This window comes from Streptomyces cyaneofuscatus (assembly GCF_000718135.1).
Lineage (GTDB): Bacteria > Actinomycetota > Actinomycetes > Streptomycetales > Streptomycetaceae > Streptomyces > Streptomyces cyaneofuscatus.
On the sequence record NZ_JOEM01000001.1, the window covers coordinates 22,773 to 40,730 of the forward strand.

General features: G+C 71.1%; 16 protein-coding genes and 1 pseudogene. 7 read left to right on the forward strand and 10 right to left on the reverse strand.

Annotated elements, in window-relative coordinates; genetic code table 11:
- Nucleotides 1–70 precede the first annotated feature (70 nt).
- Both IF17_RS0100105 and IF17_RS0100110 read left to right on the forward strand, forming a co-directional pair.
- The gene (locus IF17_RS0100105; RefSeq protein ID WP_030560871.1) at nt 71–3,895 is read left to right on the forward strand and encodes a multifunctional oxoglutarate decarboxylase/oxoglutarate dehydrogenase thiamine pyrophosphate-binding subunit/dihydrolipoyllysine-residue succinyltransferase subunit; all 3,825 of its coding nucleotides are present in this window, start codon (nt 71–73) and stop codon (nt 3,893–3,895) included.
- A gap of 115 nt (nt 3,896–4,010) precedes the next feature.
- Nucleotides 4,011–4,196, forward strand: coding sequence for a DUF6104 family protein (locus IF17_RS0100110; RefSeq protein ID WP_003966321.1), 186 nt, complete (start codon nt 4,011–4,013; stop codon nt 4,194–4,196).
- Nucleotides 4,197–4,208: 12 nt separating this feature from the next.
- Here the strand turns inward: IF17_RS0100110 and IF17_RS0100115 are convergent, their stop codons facing one another.
- Nucleotides 4,209–5,039, reverse strand: coding sequence for a hypothetical protein (locus IF17_RS0100115; RefSeq protein ID WP_030560873.1), 831 nt, complete (start codon nt 5,037–5,039; stop codon nt 4,209–4,211).
- 165 nt (nt 5,040–5,204) lie between these two features.
- Between IF17_RS0100115 and IF17_RS0100120 the strand changes: the two genes are divergently transcribed.
- Nucleotides 5,205–6,062 (forward strand): DUF4097 family beta strand repeat-containing protein, encoded by an 858-nt coding sequence (locus IF17_RS0100120; protein ID WP_030560875.1) that lies wholly within the window; start codon nt 5,205–5,207, stop codon nt 6,060–6,062.
- A gap of 1 nt (nt 6,063) precedes the next feature.
- Complete coding sequence (locus IF17_RS0100125; protein ID WP_030560877.1) at nt 6,064–7,098, forward strand: PadR family transcriptional regulator; 1,035 nt, start codon at nt 6,064–6,066, stop codon at nt 7,096–7,098.
- 54 nt (nt 7,099–7,152) lie between these two features.
- On the opposite strand, the gene IF17_RS0100130 is transcribed toward IF17_RS0100125, so the two are convergent.
- From IF17_RS0100130 to IF17_RS0100155, 6 genes and pseudogenes are all read right to left on the reverse strand, one after another.
- On the reverse strand, nt 7,153–7,731 hold the full coding sequence (locus tag IF17_RS0100130; RefSeq protein WP_030560879.1) for a Clp protease N-terminal domain-containing protein: 579 nt from the start codon (nt 7,729–7,731) through the stop codon (nt 7,153–7,155).
- Nucleotides 7,731–7,940, reverse strand: a complete 210-nt coding sequence (locus IF17_RS0100135) for a sigma factor-like helix-turn-helix DNA-binding protein (RefSeq protein ID WP_006127526.1) — start codon at nt 7,938–7,940, stop codon at nt 7,731–7,733. Before IF17_RS0100135 ends, IF17_RS0100130 begins: the two co-directional genes overlap by 1 nt.
- A 31-nt stretch (nt 7,941–7,971) precedes the next feature.
- Complete coding sequence (locus IF17_RS0100140; protein WP_030560881.1) at nt 7,972–8,511, reverse strand: GNAT family N-acetyltransferase; 540 nt, start codon at nt 8,509–8,511, stop codon at nt 7,972–7,974.
- Nucleotides 8,489–9,937, reverse strand: a complete 1,449-nt coding sequence (locus IF17_RS0100145) for a cellulase family glycosylhydrolase (protein WP_051883839.1) — start codon at nt 9,935–9,937, stop codon at nt 8,489–8,491. Before IF17_RS0100145 ends, IF17_RS0100140 begins: the two co-directional genes overlap by 23 nt.
- A gap of 65 nt (nt 9,938–10,002) precedes the next feature.
- Nucleotides 10,003–10,971: a zinc-binding dehydrogenase gene (locus tag IF17_RS0100150; protein ID WP_030560884.1), complete on the reverse strand. Its 969-nt coding sequence runs from the start codon at nt 10,969–10,971 to the stop codon at nt 10,003–10,005.
- A gap of 263 nt (nt 10,972–11,234) precedes the next feature.
- Nucleotides 11,235–12,284 (reverse strand): annotated as a pseudogene (locus IF17_RS0100155) (NAD(P)-dependent malic enzyme); the annotation flags it as partial.
- 525 nt (nt 12,285–12,809) lie between these two features.
- Between IF17_RS0100155 and IF17_RS0100160 the strand changes: the two are divergent.
- From IF17_RS0100160 to IF17_RS0100170, 3 genes are read left to right on the forward strand one after another with little or no spacing between them, the layout of a single operon-like run.
- Nucleotides 12,810–13,772, forward strand: coding sequence for an ABC transporter substrate-binding protein (locus IF17_RS0100160; protein WP_030560888.1), 963 nt, complete (start codon nt 12,810–12,812; stop codon nt 13,770–13,772).
- Nucleotides 13,773–13,800: 28 nt separating this feature from the next.
- Complete coding sequence (locus tag IF17_RS0100165) at nt 13,801–14,769, forward strand: amino acid ABC transporter permease (protein WP_030560890.1); 969 nt, start codon at nt 13,801–13,803, stop codon at nt 14,767–14,769.
- Nucleotides 14,766–15,530: an amino acid ABC transporter ATP-binding protein gene (locus IF17_RS0100170; protein ID WP_018509991.1), complete on the forward strand. Its 765-nt coding sequence runs from the start codon at nt 14,766–14,768 to the stop codon at nt 15,528–15,530. The genes IF17_RS0100165 and IF17_RS0100170 overlap by 4 nt, the downstream gene beginning before the upstream one ends.
- A 131-nt stretch (nt 15,531–15,661) precedes the next feature.
- Here IF17_RS0100170 and IF17_RS0100175 read toward each other — a convergent pair whose 3' ends face one another.
- The 3 genes from IF17_RS0100175 to IF17_RS0100185 form a co-directional block, all read right to left on the reverse strand.
- Complete coding sequence (locus IF17_RS0100175; protein WP_030560892.1) at nt 15,662–16,471, reverse strand: hypothetical protein; 810 nt, start codon at nt 16,469–16,471, stop codon at nt 15,662–15,664.
- On the reverse strand, nt 16,468–16,956 hold the full coding sequence (locus tag IF17_RS0100180) for a SigE family RNA polymerase sigma factor (protein ID WP_018509993.1): 489 nt from the start codon (nt 16,954–16,956) through the stop codon (nt 16,468–16,470). The genes IF17_RS0100175 and IF17_RS0100180 overlap by 4 nt, the downstream gene beginning before the upstream one ends.
- A 203-nt stretch (nt 16,957–17,159) precedes the next feature.
- Entirely contained in the window at nt 17,160–17,921 is a 762-nt protein-coding gene (locus IF17_RS0100185) for a class I SAM-dependent methyltransferase (RefSeq protein ID WP_030560894.1), read from the reverse strand.
- Nucleotides 17,922–17,958: the final 37 nt, after the last annotated feature.

Sequence of the window (17,958 nt, forward strand, 5' to 3'; positions counted from 1 at the left end):
CGGTTTGGGGGGCGTAGCCTTGATTTCCGCTGTCCATCACCTTGTGAAGCGGAAGAGGGCGGTTGCCGCCGTGTCGTCTCAGTCCCCCAGTAACTCGAGCATCTCGACCGACCAAGCCAGCCCGGGCACCAACCCGGCCGCCGCTTTCGGCGCCAATGAGTGGCTCGTCGACGAGATCTACCAGCAGTACCTCCAGGATCCCAGTTCGGTCGATCGCGCCTGGTGGGACTTCTTCGCCGACTACAAGCCGGGTTCCTCCGGCACGGCGGACAAGCCCGTTCCCGGCGCCGCAGCCTCGGGGGCTGCGGCAACCGAGACCCCGGCCGCCGCCGCACCGGCGCAGCCCGTGGCCCCGGCCACCACCGCAGCCGCTCCGGCTCCGGCGAAGGCGGCCCCGGCGCAGGCCCAGCCGGCCGAGGCGAAGCCCGCCGAGGCCAAGGCCGCCCCGGCTCCGGCCCCGGCGAAGCCCGCCGCCGCGCCCGCCAAGGCCAAGCCGAAGGCCGACGAGTCCACCGAGGCCCCGGCCGGCCCCGAGTACGTGACGCTGCGCGGCCCCTCGGCCGCCGTCGCGAAGAACATGAACGCCTCGCTGGAGCTGCCGACGGCCACGTCCGTCCGCGCGGTCCCGGTGAAGCTGCTCTTCGACAACCGCATCGTCATCAACAACCACCTCAAGCGCGCCCGCGGCGGGAAGATCTCCTTCACGCACCTCATCGGGTACGCGATGGTGCAGGCCCTCAAGGCCATGCCGTCGATGAACTACTCCTTCGCGGTGAAGGACGGCAAGCCGACCCTGGTCAAGCCGGAGCACGTCAACCTCGGTCTCGCCATCGACCTGGTGAAGCCGAACGGCGACCGCCAGCTGGTCGTCGCGGCCATCAAGAAGGCCGAGACGCTCAACTTCTTCGAGTTCTGGCAGGCGTACGAGGACATCGTCCGGCGCGCCCGCATCGGCAAGCTCGGCATGGACGACTTCTCCGGCGTCACCGCCTCGCTGACCAACCCCGGCGGGATCGGCACCGTCCACTCGGTGCCCCGCCTGATGCCCGGACAGGGCCTCATCATGGGCGTCGGCGCGATGGACTACCCGGCGGAGTTCCAGGGCACCTCCCAGGACACCCTGAACAAGCTCGGCATCTCGAAGGTCATGACGCTCACGTCGACCTACGACCACCGGGTCATCCAGGGCGCCGCCTCCGGCGAGTTCCTGCGGGTCCTGAGCCAGCTGCTGCTCGGCCAGAACGACTTCTACGACGAGATCTTCAAGGCCCTGCGCATCCCGTACGAGCCGGTCCGCTGGCTCACGGACATCGACGCGTCGCACGACAACGACGTGACGAAGGCCGCGCGGGTATTCGAGCTGATCCACTCCTACCGGGTCCGCGGCCACGTCATGGCCGACACCGACCCGCTGGAGTACCGCCAGCGCAAGCACCCCGACCTCGACATCACCGAGCACGGCCTCACCCTGTGGGACCTGGAGCGGGACTTCGCGGTCGGCGGGTTCGCCGGCAAGTCGATGATGAAGCTCCGCGACATCCTCGGTGTGCTGCGTGAGTCGTACTGCCGCACCACCGGCATCGAGTTCATGCACATCCAGGACCCGAAGCAGCGCAAGTGGCTCCAGGACCGCGTGGAGCGGCCCCGCACCCAGCAGCCCGAGCGCGAGGAGCAGCTGCGCATCCTGCGCCGGCTGAACGCGGCCGAGGCGTTCGAGACGTTCCTGCAGACCAAGTACGTCGGTCAGAAGCGGTTCTCGCTGGAGGGCGGCGAGTCCGTCATCCCGCTGCTCGACGCGGTCATCGACTCCGCCGCCGAGGCCCGCCTCGACGAGGTCGTCATCGGCATGGCCCACCGCGGCCGGCTGAACGTGCTGGCGAACATCGTCGGCAAGTCGTACGCGCAGATCTTCCGCGAGTTCGAGGGCAACCTCGACCCGCGCTCGATGCACGGCTCCGGCGACGTCAAGTACCACCTGGGCGCCGAGGGCACCTTCACCGGTCTGGACGGCGAGCAGATCAAGGTCTCGCTGGCCGCCAACCCCTCGCACCTGGAGGCGGTCGACCCGGTCCTGGAGGGCATCGCCCGCGCCAAGCAGGACATCATCAACAAGGGCGGCACGGACTTCACGGTCCTGCCGATCGCGCTCCACGGCGACGCGGCCTTCGCGGGCCAGGGCGTCGTCGCCGAGACGCTCAACATGTCGCAGCTGCGCGGCTACCGCACCGGCGGCACCGTGCACGTGGTGATCAACAACCAGGTCGGCTTCACCGCCGCCCCGGAGTCCTCGCGCTCCTCGATGTACGCCACCGACGTGGCGCGCATGATCGAGGCGCCGATCATCCACGTCAACGGTGACGACCCGGAGGCCGTGGTCCGCGTCGCGCGGCTCGCCTTCGAGTTCCGGCAGGCGTTCAACAAGGACGTCGTGATCGACCTCATCTGCTACCGCCGCCGCGGTCACAACGAGGGCGACAACCCGGAGTTCACCAACCCGCAGATGTACACCCTGATCGACAAGAAGCGCTCGGTGCGCAAGCTCTACACCGAGTCCCTCATCGGTCGCGGCGACATCACGCTGGAAGAGGCGGAGCAGGCGCTCCAGGACTTCCAGGGTCAGCTGGAGAAGGTCTTCGCCGAGGTTCGCGAGGCCACCTCGCAGCCGGCCGCCCCGCACATCCCGGAGCCGCAGGCCGCGTTCCCGGTCGCCGTGGAGACCGCGGTCTCCGCCGAGGTCGTGAAGCGGATCGCCGAGTCCCAGGTCAACATCCCCGAGTCGATCACCGTCCACCCCCGTCTGATGCCGCAGATGCAGCGTCGCGCGGCCTCGGTGGAGAACGGCACGATCGACTGGGGCATGGGCGAGACCCTGGCCATCGGTTCGCTGCTGATGGAGGGCACCCCGGTCCGGCTCGCCGGCCAGGACACCCGCCGCGGCACGTTCGGCCAGCGCCACGCGGTCCTGGTGGACCAGGTCACCGGCGAGGACTACACCCCGCTGCTGTACCTCACCGAGGACCAGGCCCGTTACAACGTCTACGACTCGCTGCTCAGCGAGTACGCGGCGATGGGCTTCGAGTACGGCTACTCGCTGGCCCGCCCGGAGTCGCTGGTCATCTGGGAGGCCCAGTTCGGTGACTTCGTCAACGGCGCCCAGACCGTCGTGGACGAGTTCATCTCCTCGGCCGAGCAGAAGTGGGGCCAGACCTCCGGCGTCACGCTGCTGCTGCCGCACGGCTACGAGGGCCAGGGCCCGGACCACAGCTCCGCCCGCCCGGAGCGCTTCCTCCAGATGTGCGCGCAGGACAACATGACGGTCGCGATGCCGACCCTGCCGTCGAACTACTTCCACCTGCTGCGCTGGCAGGTGCACAACCCGCACCACAAGCCGCTGATCGTCTTCACCCCGAAGTCGATGCTGCGTCTGAAGGCCGCGGCGTCGAAGATCGAGGAGTTCACCGTCGGCGGCTTCCGCCCGGTGATCGGTGACGACAGCGTCAAGGCGGAGAACGTCCGCAAGGTCGTGTTCGTCTCGGGCAAGCTCTACTACGACCTGGACGCCGAGCGGGAGAAGCGCGGCGACACGGAGACCGCGATCATCCGCCTGGAGCGCCTGTACCCGCTGCCGGGCGCGGAGATCCAGGCCGAGATCGCCAAGTACCCGAACGCCGAGAAGTACCTCTGGGCCCAGGAGGAGCCGGCCAACCAGGGTGCGTGGCCGTTCATCGCGCTCAACCTGATCGACCACCTGGACCTGGCCGTCGGCGCGGACGTGCCGCACGGCGAGCGGCTGCGCCGCATCTCGCGGCCGCACGGCTCGTCCCCGGCGGTCGGCTCGGCCAAGCGTCACCAGGCGGAGCAGGCGCAGCTGGTCAACGAGGTCTTCGAGGCCTGAGGACCGTCACGGCTGTACGACCTGTTCGTACGTCACCGAGGCCCGGTCCCGCGCTTGTCGCGGGGCCGGGCCTCCGGCGTTCCGGGGGCTGCCTGAGCCTCGTTATCCTGTGCGCATGTACTTCACGGACCGTGGCATCGAGGAACTGGAGAAGCGGCGCGGCGAGGAGGAGGTCACCTTCGAGTGGCTCGCCGAGCAGCTGCGGACGTTCGTCGATCTCAACCCCGACTTCGAGGTGCCGGTCGAGCGCCTCGCGACCTGGCTGGCCCGGCTGGACGACGAGGACGACGAGGACGCGTAACCCGCGAGCCGCTCAGGAGACCCCCGCCCGGGCCCGGTGGTAGGCGAGCCCCAGCGCGCCCTGCGCCAGGAGTACGGCTCCGGCGGCCGCCCATCCCCCGCTGCGGCGGCGGGCGCCCCACAGCAGCAGCGGGAGCCCGGCCGCGAGCTGGGCCGCGGCGATGGCCCGGGCCCGCGGGCCGCGCACCCAGGGGCCGAGGCTGCTGCTCTCCACCGCGTCGAGTTCGACCCGTACGGCATCGCGCCACCCGGCCCACTCGACGCGCTCCACCCCGCGCTGCACCGCCGCCACACTGCGCAGCCGGTCGGCGCTCTCGCCCGGGCCGAGCCCCGTCGGCAGGGTGAGTCCCGTACGGGTCAGGACCGCGAGCAGGCCGCGCAGCCGGGCCTCGGCGTCCGACTCCGGGTCGGGCCGGGTCAGCTCCTCCAGCTCCTGGAGGTCCAGTACGGGATCGAGGCCGAGCCGGGCCGCGAAGGTGCGCATCGCCTCGTCCTCGCCCACGGGTGTGCCGTCGGTCAGCCAGACGTAGCCGACGGGGCGGCGGAATCCGGCGGCGAGGGTGTAGCCGGCCCGGTCGGCGTCCCACCACAGGGCGAGCACCGGCCAGCTGGAGCCGACGGCCAGGGCGGTGGCCCAGCCGCCGAGGACCCGGTCGACCGGCTCGGGGTCACCGCCGCCGGAGGGGCCGGTGACCCGCCAGGGCTTTCCCTCCGGAACGAGAACGCTCCACTCCTCGCCCGCGCGCGTCAGCAGCATCTGCTCGCGCAGCAGGTGGGCGAGCGGCCGTACGGTCTCGGGGTCGGCGCGGCACAGCAGGAGCGCCCCCGTGGATGTCGCGTTCATGGGCCACACGCTAGGCGAATTTGCCCCATCCTGATGGCTTTTGTTCCTCTTTTCGCCACCTGAGGCGCCCATGGGGTGGCGCTTGACTTCCCCAATCCGCGATATATCGTGTTCCTTACGAGACGCGATATGTTGCGTTGCTGTTCTCTCCGGGAGGTCCTGTCCATGGCTGTGTCGAAGCGGACCGTCGCCGAGCCGCAGAAGCTCACGTTCGACGACCCGGTGACCTCGCTCCACGTCCGCGTCGTCGGCGGCACGGTCAACGTGGTCGGCACCGACGAGCCGGGCGCCCGGCTGGAGGTCTCCGCCATCGAGGGGCCGCCGCTCCTCGTCACCCATGAGGACGGCCGCCTGACGGTGGCGTACGAGGACCTCCCCTGGCAGGACCTCCTGCGCTGGCTCGACCCCCAGGGGCGCCGCCGCAGCGCGGTCGTCTCGCTCGTCGTGCCGGCCGCCGCCTCGGTGGAGGTCGGCGTGGTCGGCGCCGGGGCCGTCGTCTCCGGGATCGGCGGCCGCACCGACGTACGCGGCATCACCGGTGACATCGCGCTCGTCGGCCTGACCGGCACCGTCCGCGGGGACTCCGTCTCGGGCAGCCTGGAGGCCCAGAGCGTCACCGGGGACCTGCGCTTCCACTCCGTGGCCGGTGATCTGACGGTGGTGGACGGGGCGGGCGCCTCGGTCCGGGCCGAGTCGATCAGCGGGGACATGGTGCTGGACGTCGACCCGTCGGGGAAGCCCACCGACATCCGGCTGACCACGGTCTCCGGCGCGATCGCGATCCGGCTGCCGCACCCGGCGGACGCCCGGGTCGAGGCGAACACCGCGAGCGGGACCGTCTCCAACGCCTTCGAGGACCTCCGGGTCGGCGGGCAGTGGGGCGCGAAGAAGATCACCGGCACGCTCGGCGCCGGCACGGGGACCCTGCGGGCGACGACCGTGTCCGGTTCGATCGCCCTGCTGCGCAGGCCCCCGGCCGAGGACGACACGCACGGTGCCGAGCCGACCGGAAAGGTTCTCTGACATGGCCCCCGTATTCGCCCACGGCCGACTGCGCCTGTATCTGCTCAAGCTCCTGGACGAGGCCCCGCGCCACGGCTACGAGGTGATCCGGCTCCTGGAGGAGCGGTTCCAGGGCCTGTACGCCCCCTCCGCGGGCACCGTCTACCCCCGGCTGGCCAAGCTGGAGGCCGAGGGCCTGGTCACCCACGCCACCGAGGGCGGCCGCAAGGTCTACTCGATCACGGACGCCGGACGCGCCGAGCTGGCGGGCCGCAGCGGCGAACTGGCCGACCTGGAGCTGGAGATCCGCGACTCCCTCGCCGAGCTGGCCGCCGAGATCCGCGACGACGTGCGCGGGGCCGCGGGCCGGCTCCGCAGCGACATGCGGGCCGCCGCCTCCGAGTCCCGTACGGACCAGGGCAAGCAGTCCTCCCCCTTCGGGGACCTGGGCGACTTCGGGGACTTCGGCAACCTGGGCGACCTCACGGACGGCAAGGCGTGGCGCGCGGCCAAGGAGGAGGCGCGCCGGGCCAAGGAGGAGTGGCAGGAGCAGGCGCGCCGGGCGAAGGACGAGTCCCGCCGCGCCCGCGAGGAGGCGCAGCAGGCCCGCCGCCAGGCCAAGGAGGCGCAGGACAGGGCCCGCGAGCAGATGCAGAACGCCGCCCGCCAGGTGCAGGAGCACTTCGCCCGGGGCGACTGGCCCGCCGGCGTACGGGAGGGGCTGGCCGAGATCACCGGGCAGCTCGGCGGCTTCGCGCGGGCGGGCGGCTGGTCCTCGTTCGGCAGGCCCGGACCGTCCGAGGCCACCGAGACCGCTGAGGCCACCGAGGCCCATGAGTCCGCGTCCGCCTCCGACTGGGGCACGGACGTCCCGGTCACGGATGACCCGGCCCGCGACCTGGACCGCCTGCTGGACCGGTTCCGCGACACCGTACGGGACACCGCCCGCGACCATGGGGTGACGGGGGACCAGCTGGCCGAGGCCCGCGGCCACCTGGGCGCGGCGGCGGCACGGATCGAGGCACTGCTGAGGCCGGCGGGCGACGAGAAGGGCTGAGGGGAGAGGGCGGACGGGGGCGGGGGGCATGTGCAGCCCCCCGCCCCCGCGTCCTCACCCCGCCTTGGCGTGCCCCTGCCCGTCGGCCTCGGGCCCGTACAGCGCGCGGTGCACGGTCGCGTACGTCGCCCCGTGCTCGGCGAGGACGTCGGCGACGGTCCCGGGGGCCGCCGTGAGCGCCAGGAGCAGGTGTTCCTCGCCGATGAAGCGGTCGCCGCGCCCCAGGGCGACCCGCAGCGACTTCTCCAGGATGCCCTTCGCCCCCGGGGTGAAGGGGCGGTGGCCCGACCACCACCGGCGGCTGCCCCGGCCGGCGTCGAGAGCGCCCGCGCCGTGAGCCCCTTCGACCCGGCCCACGATGGCGTCGACGTCGATCCCGATCCCCGCGAGGGCCTCGGTGTCGGCCTTCGTCAGCCCGCCCCGGCGGCGGGCCTCGGCGAAGGAGGCGTCGAGGGAGGCGCGGCGGCCGCTCAGCCCGAGGGCGGCGAGGGCGAAGGAGGCCCGGCTCCCCTCCTGTTCCAGCAGGGCGAGCAGCAGATGTTCCTCCGTGACCGATCCGGCCCCGGTGCGCTCCGCCTGCGCCACGGCTCCCTTGACGGTCGCGCGGGCTCCTCGGGTGAACCGTTCGAACATCAGCGCCTCCCGTACTTCTTGTGCACGGCCTGCCGGCTGACACCCAGCTCGGCGGCGATCTCCTGCCACGACCATCCCTGGACGCGGGCACTGCGTACCTGTACGGCTTCGAGCTGCTCCAGCAGCCGCCGCAGCGCTGCCACTGCCCGCAGCCCGACGCGCGGGTCGCGGTCACCGGCGCGTGCGGCCAGATCCGTTGCTTCGGTCATGATGTCAACGTACATTGACACGCGAGTGCCGTCAATCAAAGTTGACAACATCGTCCGCGAGCCGGGCGTGCCGCTCGACGTCGTACCGCACGTCGCCGTAGCGCAGCTTGCCCCGCTCGATCCCCTCGGGCGCGAACCCGGCCCGTACGGCGACCCGGCAGGAGGCGGGGTTGTCGGTGCGGTGGCCCAGCTCCAGCCGGTACAGGCCGAGTTCGCCGAACGCCCAGCGCGCCAGCGCCCGCACTCCGGCGGGGGCGACGCCCCGGCCGCGCGCCGCCTCGGTGGTCCAGTAGGAGACCCAGCCCGTGTCATGGGCCCGATTGACGGCGCGGACGGCCACGCAGCCGAGCGCCTCGCCCTCCTCCCCCACGACGGCCCAGGAGTAGCCGGTCCTGGCTCCCCACTCCCGCGTACGGTCCGCGATCCAGGCCAGCGCATCGGCCCGGTCGGAGACGGGCCGGTCGCTCTGGCGGTCCATCTCGGCCGGGGCGAAGGCGCGGAGTACGGCGGAGGCGTCGGCGGGGAGCCAGGGGCGCAGCAGAAACCCTTCAGGGGCGGTCAGTTCGTCCATACGGGCCAGCCTCCCGCACGGTCACCACCACCTCCGCCCCGGGCCACGCCACCACGGTCAGGCGGCCCCCGTACGGCGCCTTGCCGAGGACGCGGGCGGCCCGGCCGGTGACGGAGACGCGCCAGCTCCGGGAGGAGGGCGGCAGGGACAGCTCCGTGAGACCGGGGCGGGTGGCCGCACGGTAGGCGAGCCGGTAGGAGCGGGTGGTGGCGTCGTACGTGTCGGAGCGGACCGTGCCGGCGACGGCGGGGGCGTACGGGGTCGCCGTCTGCTCCTTGTTCGTACGGAAGCGGCCGCGCTCGTCCACCGCGCAGTAGCCGCCGCCGTAGCACCAGACGTATCCGGCCCAGCCCGAGCTGTAGCGGTTGAGGGAGGCGACGGCCTCGCGGTAGAAGCGCCCCATGTTGGGGAGGGAGTTGTTGAGCGGCCCCCATTCACCGACGACCACGGGCATCCGGTGGCGGGCCGGGTAGGCGGTGACGGCGGCCTCGTACGCCTCGATCCAGCCGGCCGACGGGTCGTAGTCCGCGCCCGCCTCCATGGCGGTGTTGTAGAAGTGCGGCGCGTAGACGGTCCGGCCGTCGTGGATCCGGCCGAGCCCGGTGGGCACGCCTTCGCCGACGATGGGGGTCGGCTCGACGAAGAGCCAGGTGGAACGGTCCTTCGCGCGGATGGCGCGGGCGAGCCGGTTGCACATCGGGGTGAGGTGCTGGGCCTCGATACGGCGGGCGGCGGTGGGCAGGTCCTCGCCTTCGCGCAGCTCCCCCATCGGCTCGTTGATCAGGTCGTAGCCGATGACGGCCGGGTGGCCGCGGAACCGTTCGGCGAGGACCTGCCACATGGCCGCCTGGGCGCGGCGCAGGTCGGGGTCCTCGTAGAGGTGGGTGAAGGCCCGCTGGACGGCGGGCTGGAAATACTCGGAGAACCAGTCGTCGGGGTTCGGGGTGAACGGCAGCCCGTCGGTCCTGGTGGCCCATTCCGGGATGCCCCGGTGGCCGAAGGCGGGCCCGAAGACGTCCTGGTGGGCGTCGATGAGGACCTGGACGCGGTGCTGGTGGGCCCAGCCCAGGATGCGCTCGATCTTCCGGAGGTAGCGCTCGCTGTACCGGCCGCGCCGGGGCTCCAGGTCGTCCCAGAAGACCAGCAGCCGGGCGAAGTTGAAGCCGTTCGCCCGCAGGTCGCGGAAGTGGCGTTCGGTGATGGCGCTCAGTGCGGCCTCGCCCCGGTTCGCCTTGTCCTCGACGTTCCAGCCGCGCAGGGTGAGGGCGCGGCCCCGGCTGTCGGTGAGGGGCGGGATGGCGTGTTCGTACGTCGACGGGGCGGGGACCTGGGTGGATGCCGGGCGCGCGGAGGCGGCGGGAGCGAGGGCTCCCGCCGCCAGGACGGACGCGACGACAAGTGCTATGAGTGCTCTGCCCATACGCATGGGCGGCATCCCATCAGCAAAGCTGACACTTGTTCAAGTATGGTGCGGCGACGAGTTCTGCGGGACTACTCGGTCGGCCGGAGCACGATCTTCCCGAACTGCTCCCCGTCGGCCAGCCGCTGGAACCCCTCACGGGCCCGGTCCAGCGGCAGCACCTCGTCGATGACCGGGCGGACGCCGGTGGTCGCGCAGAACGCGAGCAGGTCCTCCAGCTCGTCCTTGGTCCCCATGGTGGAGCCGACGACCTTGAGCTCCAGGAAGAAGATCCGGGTCAGCTCGGCGTGCGAGGGCCGGTCGCCGCTGGTGGCCCCGGAGATCACGAGGGTGCCGCCGGGGCGCAGCGACTTCACGGAGTGGGACCAGGTGGCGGCGCCGACGGTCTCGATGACGGCGTCCACCCGCTGCGGGAGCCGCGCGCCGGGCTCGTACGCGGCGAGCGCGCCGAGCTCCACGGCCCGCTTGCGCCGGGTCTCGTCGCGGCTGGTGGCGAAGACCCGGAGCCCGGCGGCCTTCCCGAGGACGATCGCGGCGGTGGCGACCCCGCCGCCCGCGCCCTGGACGAGCACCGAGTCGCCGGGCCGGACCCCGGCGTTGGTGAAGAGCATCCGGTACGCGGTGAGCCAGGCGGTCGGCAGGCAGGCGGCCTCCTCGAAGGAGAGCTCCTCCGGCTTGGGCAGCACGTTCCAGGTGGGCACGGTGACCTGCTCGGCGAAGGTGCCCTGGTAGCGCTCGGTGAGGATGGAGCGCGGCTCCTTCGGCCCGACCCCGTGCCCGGACTGGCCGATCACGGAGTGCAGGACGACCTCGTTGCCGTCCTCGTCGATACCGGCGGCGTCACAGCCGAGGATCATCGGGAGCCGGTCCTGCGAGAGCCCCACGCCCCGCAGCGACCAGAGGTCGTGATGGTTGAGGGAGGCGGCCCGGACGGTGATGGTGCTCCACCCGGGGCGCTTTTCCGGGGCCGGGCGTTCGCCCAGCTCAAGGCCGTCGAGGGGCTGGTCGGGGTCGATGCGGGCTGCGTAGGCGGCGAACATGGCTAGACGATAGGCGGGCCGGACCGACGACGTAACCGAAAGCGCATGTGACGCACACCAAGTGCTCCTACGTCGGCCAGATACAGCCGCTGCGCGCCGCCCTCCCCCGTCGGGGCCCTTTCCAGCACCTCCGGCGCGCCAATCAAGCCCCTGCGGCGTTTGAGCAGCGGAGGCCCGAACCAATCGAGCCCCTCCGGCGATTGAGGAGCGGGGGTCTGGGGGCAGAGCCCCCCGGGGGGGGCCCCCGGCCCCCCCCCCCCCCCCCCCCGCGGGATCCCCGGGAACGCCAGCACGTTGTTGATCTGGTTCGGGAAGTCCGAGCGCCCGGTCGCCACCACGGCCGCGTACTTGTGCGCGACCTCGGGGTGGACCTCCGGATTCGGGTTGGCCATGGCGAAGACGTACGCGCCCGGCGCCATCGACGCCACCGCCGCCTCCGGAACCGTACCGCCGGAGACACCGATGAAGACGTCCGCACCGGCGAGCGCCTTCTCCAGCGACCCGGAGATCCCGGCCCGGTTGGTGAGCTCGGCCAGCTCGCGCTTGACGTCGGTCAGGTCGTCCCGGTCCCGGCTGACGATGCCCTTGCGGTCCGCCACCGCGACATCGCCGATGCCGGCCTCCAGCAGGAACTTGGCGATGGCCACGCCCGCCGCGCCCGCGCCGGAGATGACGCCGCGCAGGTCACCGAGCGTCCGCCCGGAGAGCTTGGCGGCGTTGCGCAGGGCGGCGAGGGTGACGACGGCGGTGCCGTGCTGGTCGTCGTGGAAGACCGGGATGTCCAGCCGCTCCTGAAGCTTGCGCTCGATCTCGAAGCACCGGGGGGCCGAGATGTCCTCCAGGTTCACCCCACCGAAGGAGGGGGCGAGCCGGACGACGGTGTCGACGATCTCGTCCACACTCGTGGTCGCGAGCGCGATCGGCACCGCGTCCACGCCGCCGAACTGCTTGAAGAGGATGGCCTTGCCCTCCATCACGGGGAGGGACGCCTCGGGCCCGATGTCACCGAGGCCGAGCACGGCGGTGCCGTCCGTCACGACGGCCACGACCTGGGACTTCCAGGTGTAGTCGTGGACGAGCTCAGGGTTGTCGGCGATGGCGCTGCACACTTTGGCCACGCCGGGCGTGTAGGCCAGGGAAAGGTCGTCCTTGTCCCGGATCGGGACGGTGGACTGCACGGCCATCTTCCCTCCCCGGTGGAGGGCGAAGGCCGGATCGAAGGGCTCGTCGGCCCCGGTGTCCGCTGCGCTCGTGCGCTGGATGCCACTGTCGGTGGTGCTGTCGCTGCGAGGATTGACGATCTCCGCTGCCATGGTGTTGACCCCTTAAGTCTTCATCGTTTGAGGGTGGCCACTCCTGGTTGAGGAGGGGTGGGCGGGCACCGCGTACGTGCCCTGCGCCGAGCGGTTGGCCCGCCCTGGCAGGGAGAGGTACATACGCGCGGGCGCGCCGCACACGCGCCCTGAGCCCCGGATGAGGGGTGTAAACGTCTTTCTTACCGGACCAACCCTGTTACGCACGAGTCCATTCCGATGCGGTGACGTGACTCATAGTCGAATATCTGGACAAGTCGGCAAACCGGCATAAATGCCACCCTCTCTCATGGCGCGCCGGAGATTCTCCGGTGGCATGGAGGGTTCGCGACAGATGGTCCGGCCCCGAGGTACCGGCCGCGCGAGTTCGGGTGTCGCCCGTTATCCGATTTTGACATGGCTGGGCCCCTGAATAGGCCTGTCCAAATGGCAGGATGCCGTCATCAAACGAGGTGACGACACTCGAAGGTGCGTGCCAAGCCTCCCCGAAAGCACCCTCACCCTCACCTGCCGGAGGATCCCGACATGACCGCAAGCATCATGCGTCGTAAGACCGCGAAGTCCCGGATTGCGGCGGTCGGCGCCATCGCGGTCGCCGGCACTCTGCTGCTCACCGCCTGCGGCGACCAGACCGAGAGCGCCTCCTCGGAGGGCGGCGACAGCACGGCCACCAAGGCCGGCGCCCCGCTCTTCGCCAAGCTGCCGGCGAAGTACCAGAAGTCGGGTGTCATCAAGGTCGGCACGAACGCCGAGTACGCCCCGATGGAGTCCGTCGAGAACGGCAAGATCGTGGGCGTCGACCCCGACATCGCCGAGGCCCTCGGCAAGCAGCTGGGCGTGAAGTTCGAGTTCACCTCCGGCTCCTTCGACGGGCTGATCACCGCCCTGAACTCCGGCCGCCACGACATCGCCATGTCGTCCATCACGGACAACAAGCAGCGCCAGGAGGGCCTGGACGACTCCGGCAAGAAGCTGGGCGAGGGCGTCGACTTCGTCGACTACTTCCTGGCCGGCACCGCCGTGTACACGAAGAAGGGCAACCCGCAGAACATCAAGTCCATCGAGGACCTCTGCGGGAAGACCGCCGCCGTCCAGCGCGGCACCACCTACGAGGAAGCCCTCAAGAAGCAGTCCAAGGCGTGTACGGACGGCGGCAAGAAGGCAGTCAAGATCGAGTCGTTCGAGAACGACACCGAGGCCCAGACCCGGGTCAAGTCCGGCGGTGCGGTCGCCGGTGTCAACGACTACCCGGTCGCGGTCGACCTGGCCCGCAAGGCCGACGGCGGCAACGCCTTCGAGGTCGTCGGCGAGCAGATCGACGCCGGCCCGTTCGGCATCGCCGTCAAGAAGGACAACACCGGTCTCCGGGACGCCCTGAAGGAAGCCGTCGACGCGATCATCGCCGACGGTTCGTACAAGAAGGTGCTCGACAAGTGGGGCGCCGGCACGGGAGCGATCGACAAGGCCGCCATCAACGGCGGCAAGTGACCGGACGCTTCACCGAAGGGCAGTCACCATGACTGACAAGTTCGACAAGACACCCCCCGGCTCACCGGCCGGCCAGGTGTCGGTCTCCAAGGGCGCCACCACGGCCCCGGAGAACATCAAGGCCATCCCGGTCCGCCACGTCGGCCGCTGGATCAGCGGCATCGTGGTCATCGGCCTCCTCGTGGCCCTCGGGTACGCCTTCTCGCAGGGCAACATCCAGTGGCAGGCCGTCGGCGACAAGCTGTTCGACAAGAACGTCGTCGCCGGAGCCGGCCGCACCCTGCTGATCAGCGTCCTGGCCATGGTGCTCGGCGTGATCCTCGGTGTGATCCTGGCCGTGATGCGCCTCTCGAAGAACCCGGTCACCAGCTGGGTCGCCTGGCTGTACATCTGGTTCTTCCGGGGCACCCCGGTCTACGTCCAGCTGCTGCTCTGGTTCAACCTGGCGCTGATCTTCCCGGTCCTGAACATCCCGTTCATCTACAAGGACGAGATGACGGACGTCATGACCCCGTTCATGTGCGCCCTGCTGGGGCTCGCCCTGAACGAGGCCGCCTACATGGCGGAGATCTGCCGCGCCGGCATCCAGTCGGTGGACGAGGGCCAGACCGAGGCGTCGCACGCGCTCGGTATGACCCAGGCGAAGACCATGCGCCGCGTGGTCCTGCCGCAGGCGCTGCGGGTGATCATCCCGCCGACCGGCAACGAGTTCATCAACATGCTGAAGACCTCCTCGCTGGTCTACGCGGTCACCTACAACGAGCTGCTCCGCTCCACCTCGCAGATCGGCTCCACGTCGTACGCGGTCATGGAGATGCTGTTCGTCGCGTCCATCTGGTACATCGTGATGACCAGCGTGTTCAGCGTCGGCCAGTACTACCTGGAGCGCCGCTACGCCCGCGGCTCGCTGCGCTCGCTGCCGCTCACGCCGCTGCAGCGCATCAAGGTGAACCTCGCCTCCTTCAGCAACCGGCCCTCCGGAGGTGTCTCCGCATGACCACCCCCATGGTGAAGGCCGAGGGCGTCCACAAGTCCTTCGGCGCCGCCCACATCCTCAAGGGCATCGACCTGGAGGTCGCCCCGCGTGAGGTGTTCTGCCTGATCGGCCCGTCCGGCTCCGGCAAGTCCACCTTCCTGCGGTGCATCAACCACCTGGAGCAGATCAACGCCGGCCGGCTCTCGGTCGACGGCGAGCTGGTCGGCTACCGGCAGAAGGGCGACAAGCTCTACGAGCTCAAGGACAGCGAGGTCGCCCTCCAGCGCCGCGAGATCGGCATGGTCTTCCAGCGCTTCAACCTGTTCCCGCACATGACGGCGCTCGAGAACGTCATGGAGGCGCCAATCCAGGTCAAGGGCGAGGCCAAGGCCGTGGCCCGGGCCCGCGCCGAGAAGCTGCTGGACCGGGTGGGCCTCGCCGACAAGGCGAAGAACTACCCCACCCAGCTCTCCGGCGGTCAGCAGCAGCGTGTCGCCATCGCCCGCGCGCTGGCGATGGAGCCGAAGCTGATGCTCTTCGACGAGCCGACCTCGGCGCTCGACCCGGAGCTCGTGGGTGACGTCCTGGACGTCATGCGCGGTCTGGCCGAGGACGGCATGACGATGATCGTCGTCACCCACGAGATGGGCTTCGCCCGCGAGGTCGGTGACGCGCTGGTCTTCATGGACGACGGCGTGGTGGTCGAGTCCGGCCACCCGCGCGACGTGCTGGGCAACCCGCAGCAGGACCGGACGAAGTCGTTCCTGTCGAAGGTGCTGTAGCCGGCTCGACCTGAGCTCTTCCTGCTCGACCTGAGCTCCTCCTGTCCGAGAGGGCGGTACTGAGAGAGTGGTTCGGAGGGGGCGGTACGGACACGACGTCCGTGCCGCCCTCCCGCGCGTCCGGGGCGTGTTCAGGGCTTCTCCGGCAGCACCTCCGGACCGGTCAGCAGCGCCTTCAGCTGCTCGCGGGAGACCGGGGGCTCATCGAGCAGCGGCCCCTGGGTGCCGGTGCTCTCGAAGCCGGTGCTGGAGCGGACGAGGAGCTGGGAGCCGTCGCGCTGGACGAGCTGCCCGGTCAGCTCGGGACCCCAGCGGACCTCGTCCCCGCCCCGGAACGGCATCGCGCTCTTCCACAGGGTCAGCACCCGGCCGTCGGGGAGCGCCTCCCGTACGCACTCCGTACGGCTCGTCTCCTGGCCCGGCTCGGGGCAGAGGTCGGTGTCCGGATCGGCCGGTCGGCCCTCCTTCGCCGTCACGGCCTCCCGGTCCTCGTAGGTGAGGACGAGATAGCCCACGCCGCCGTCCTTGCGGAACGCGTACTGCCCGTCCAGCGGCCCGAGGAGGGGCCCCTGCGCGTGCTCGGGCGGGCTCCCCTTGATGAGGGCGAGCAGCAGGACCTCTTCGATCTCCCCCACGTCCGGGGGCAGCAGGGCGGCCAGCCGCTCGGTCTTGGTGAGCGCGGGGGCCGGGGCGGCGCTCGTCGCCGGGGAGCCGGTCGGCCGGGGCGTCGTCGCCACCGAGGAGTGGGCGGTGTCCCCCTGCTCACCGGCCCGGGCCACCGTGAGCGCCCCGGCCGCGACCACGGTGAGTGCCGCCGCCGAGACGAGGGCCCGGCGGCGCCGGCGTATCCGGGCGGCCCTCGCGTACACCGTGCCGGTGGAGAGCGCGGGGGTGCCCGCGTCGTCGGCGGCGCGGCCGAGCAGTTCGTGGACGTCGTTCATACGAGTTCCTCCGCCATCCCGGCGCGCAGCGCCGCCAGGCCCCGAGCCGCGTGGCTCTTGACCGTGTTCGTCCGCATCCCCAGCGCCTCGGCCGTGGCCTCCACGCTCAGGTCCTCCCAGTAGCGCAGGACCAGCACCGCTCGTTGCCTGGGCGAGAGCCGGGCGAGAGCCGCCCGGACCACCAGGCCGGTCTCCGTGTCGGACACGGGCCCCTGGCGGTCGGGCAACTCGCCGTACGCCTGTTCGCGCCGCCAGAACCTCCGGCGGCTCGCGATGAAGGTGTTGACCAGCGTCTTGCGGGCGTACGCCTCGATGTTGTCGAGCCGCCCGTACCGGCGGCCGCCGAGGACGACTTTGACCAGCGCGCTCTGGACCAGGTCCTCGGCCTCGTGCCGGTCGCCGCACAGCAGATAGGCGCTACGGAACAACGCGGTGCGTCTGCCCTCCACGAAGTCGTGCAGCGCGGCGTCGTCATCGGTCCGCATCCCGGCCCCATTCCCGGATCCGCATGGACCGCCCCCTCTCCCCCGGGCCCGCCGATGCGGACCGTCTCACCCTTCCAGTGCGTCGGGGAACCGGGCAGGTTGCAGCGCGACACGAAAGGGCGGTACGGGCCGATGACCGACCCGTACCGCCCCTGCGCCCTCCGCGTCTCCGCCTCCTGCATCTCCCCCTTCCGCGCCTCCGCCTACTTCACGGCGAGGATCAGGCTGTCCGAGGGCGAGGACCAGACCGCGCGGGCCTCGCCGAAGCCGGAGGCGAGCAGGGTGCGGGCGTGCCAGGCGGCGGAGGGCATGTCGCCGTCCGCGTGCTCGCCGTAGATGGCGAACCGTTCGGCGGTGGGTCCGGCGAGGACCGGGTCCTTGGCGGCGACGGCCCACCACTCGGCCCAGTCCAGGGCGCCCGCGGCCTTGGCGCGGTCCATCGCGGCGTGCCGGTGGGCGCGTTCGGCGGCGTTGATGCGCGGAGTGTCCGGGTCGATGGTGCGGTCGGCGTTCATGAAGACGCCGCCGTCCCGGACGAGCCCGCCGAGCTGCCCGTACAGCACGGCCAGCGGCTCGCTGTGGAACCAGTGCAGGGCGGTGGCGGTGAGGACGGCGTCGTACGAGGTGTGGGGCAGCCCGGTCGTCCAGTCCGGGTCCTTGAGGTCGGCGGTGACGAAAGTGACCCGGTCGTCGCCCTCGAAGGTGCCGCGGGCTATGGCCAGCAGCGCGGGGTCGAGGTCGACGCCGGTGCTCGTGGCGTCCGGGAACCGCTTGAGGAGCCGGTCCGTAATACTTCCCGTACCGCACGCGAGGTCCAGGACCCGGGGCGCGGGGCCGACGACCGCCTCGACCATGTCCAGCATCACCCGGAACCGCTCCTCGCGGTCGGGCATGTACCACTCCTGCTGCCGGTCCCAGCTCTCCTGCCAGGACTGCCAGTCGGTGCTCGTCCCCGTCTCCGTCACGCCAACCTCCAAGTAAGCCTCATGAATGTCGGCCACC

What these genes read in the sequence shown, in the direction of transcription:
- IF17_RS0100110 (WP_003966321.1), top strand. Translation starts at nt 4,011, where the DNA reads ATGTACTTCACGGACCGTGGCATCGAGGAACTGGAGAAGCGGCGCGGC.
- IF17_RS0100115 (WP_030560873.1), bottom strand. Translation starts at nt 5,039, where the DNA reads ATGAACGCGACATCCACGGGGGCGCTCCTGCTGTGCCGCGCCGACCCC.
- IF17_RS0100120 (WP_030560875.1), top strand. Translation starts at nt 5,205, where the DNA reads ATGGCTGTGTCGAAGCGGACCGTCGCCGAGCCGCAGAAGCTCACGTTC.
- IF17_RS0100125 (WP_030560877.1), top strand. Translation starts at nt 6,064, where the DNA reads ATGGCCCCCGTATTCGCCCACGGCCGACTGCGCCTGTATCTGCTCAAG.
- IF17_RS0100130 (WP_030560879.1), bottom strand. Translation starts at nt 7,731, where the DNA reads ATGTTCGAACGGTTCACCCGAGGAGCCCGCGCGACCGTCAAGGGAGCC.
- IF17_RS0100135 (WP_006127526.1), bottom strand. Translation starts at nt 7,940, where the DNA reads ATGACCGAAGCAACGGATCTGGCCGCACGCGCCGGTGACCGCGACCCG.
- IF17_RS0100140 (WP_030560881.1), bottom strand. Translation starts at nt 8,511, where the DNA reads ATGGACGAACTGACCGCCCCTGAAGGGTTTCTGCTGCGCCCCTGGCTC.
- IF17_RS0100145 (WP_051883839.1), bottom strand. Translation starts at nt 9,937, where the DNA reads ATGCGTATGGGCAGAGCACTCATAGCACTTGTCGTCGCGTCCGTCCTG.
- IF17_RS0100150 (WP_030560884.1), bottom strand. Translation starts at nt 10,971, where the DNA reads ATGTTCGCCGCCTACGCAGCCCGCATCGACCCCGACCAGCCCCTCGAC.
- IF17_RS0100160 (WP_030560888.1), top strand. Translation starts at nt 12,810, where the DNA reads ATGACCGCAAGCATCATGCGTCGTAAGACCGCGAAGTCCCGGATTGCG.
- IF17_RS0100165 (WP_030560890.1), top strand. Translation starts at nt 13,801, where the DNA reads ATGACTGACAAGTTCGACAAGACACCCCCCGGCTCACCGGCCGGCCAG.
- IF17_RS0100170 (WP_018509991.1), top strand. Translation starts at nt 14,766, where the DNA reads ATGACCACCCCCATGGTGAAGGCCGAGGGCGTCCACAAGTCCTTCGGC.
- IF17_RS0100175 (WP_030560892.1), bottom strand. Translation starts at nt 16,471, where the DNA reads ATGAACGACGTCCACGAACTGCTCGGCCGCGCCGCCGACGACGCGGGC.
- IF17_RS0100180 (WP_018509993.1), bottom strand. Translation starts at nt 16,956, where the DNA reads ATGCGGACCGATGACGACGCCGCGCTGCACGACTTCGTGGAGGGCAGA.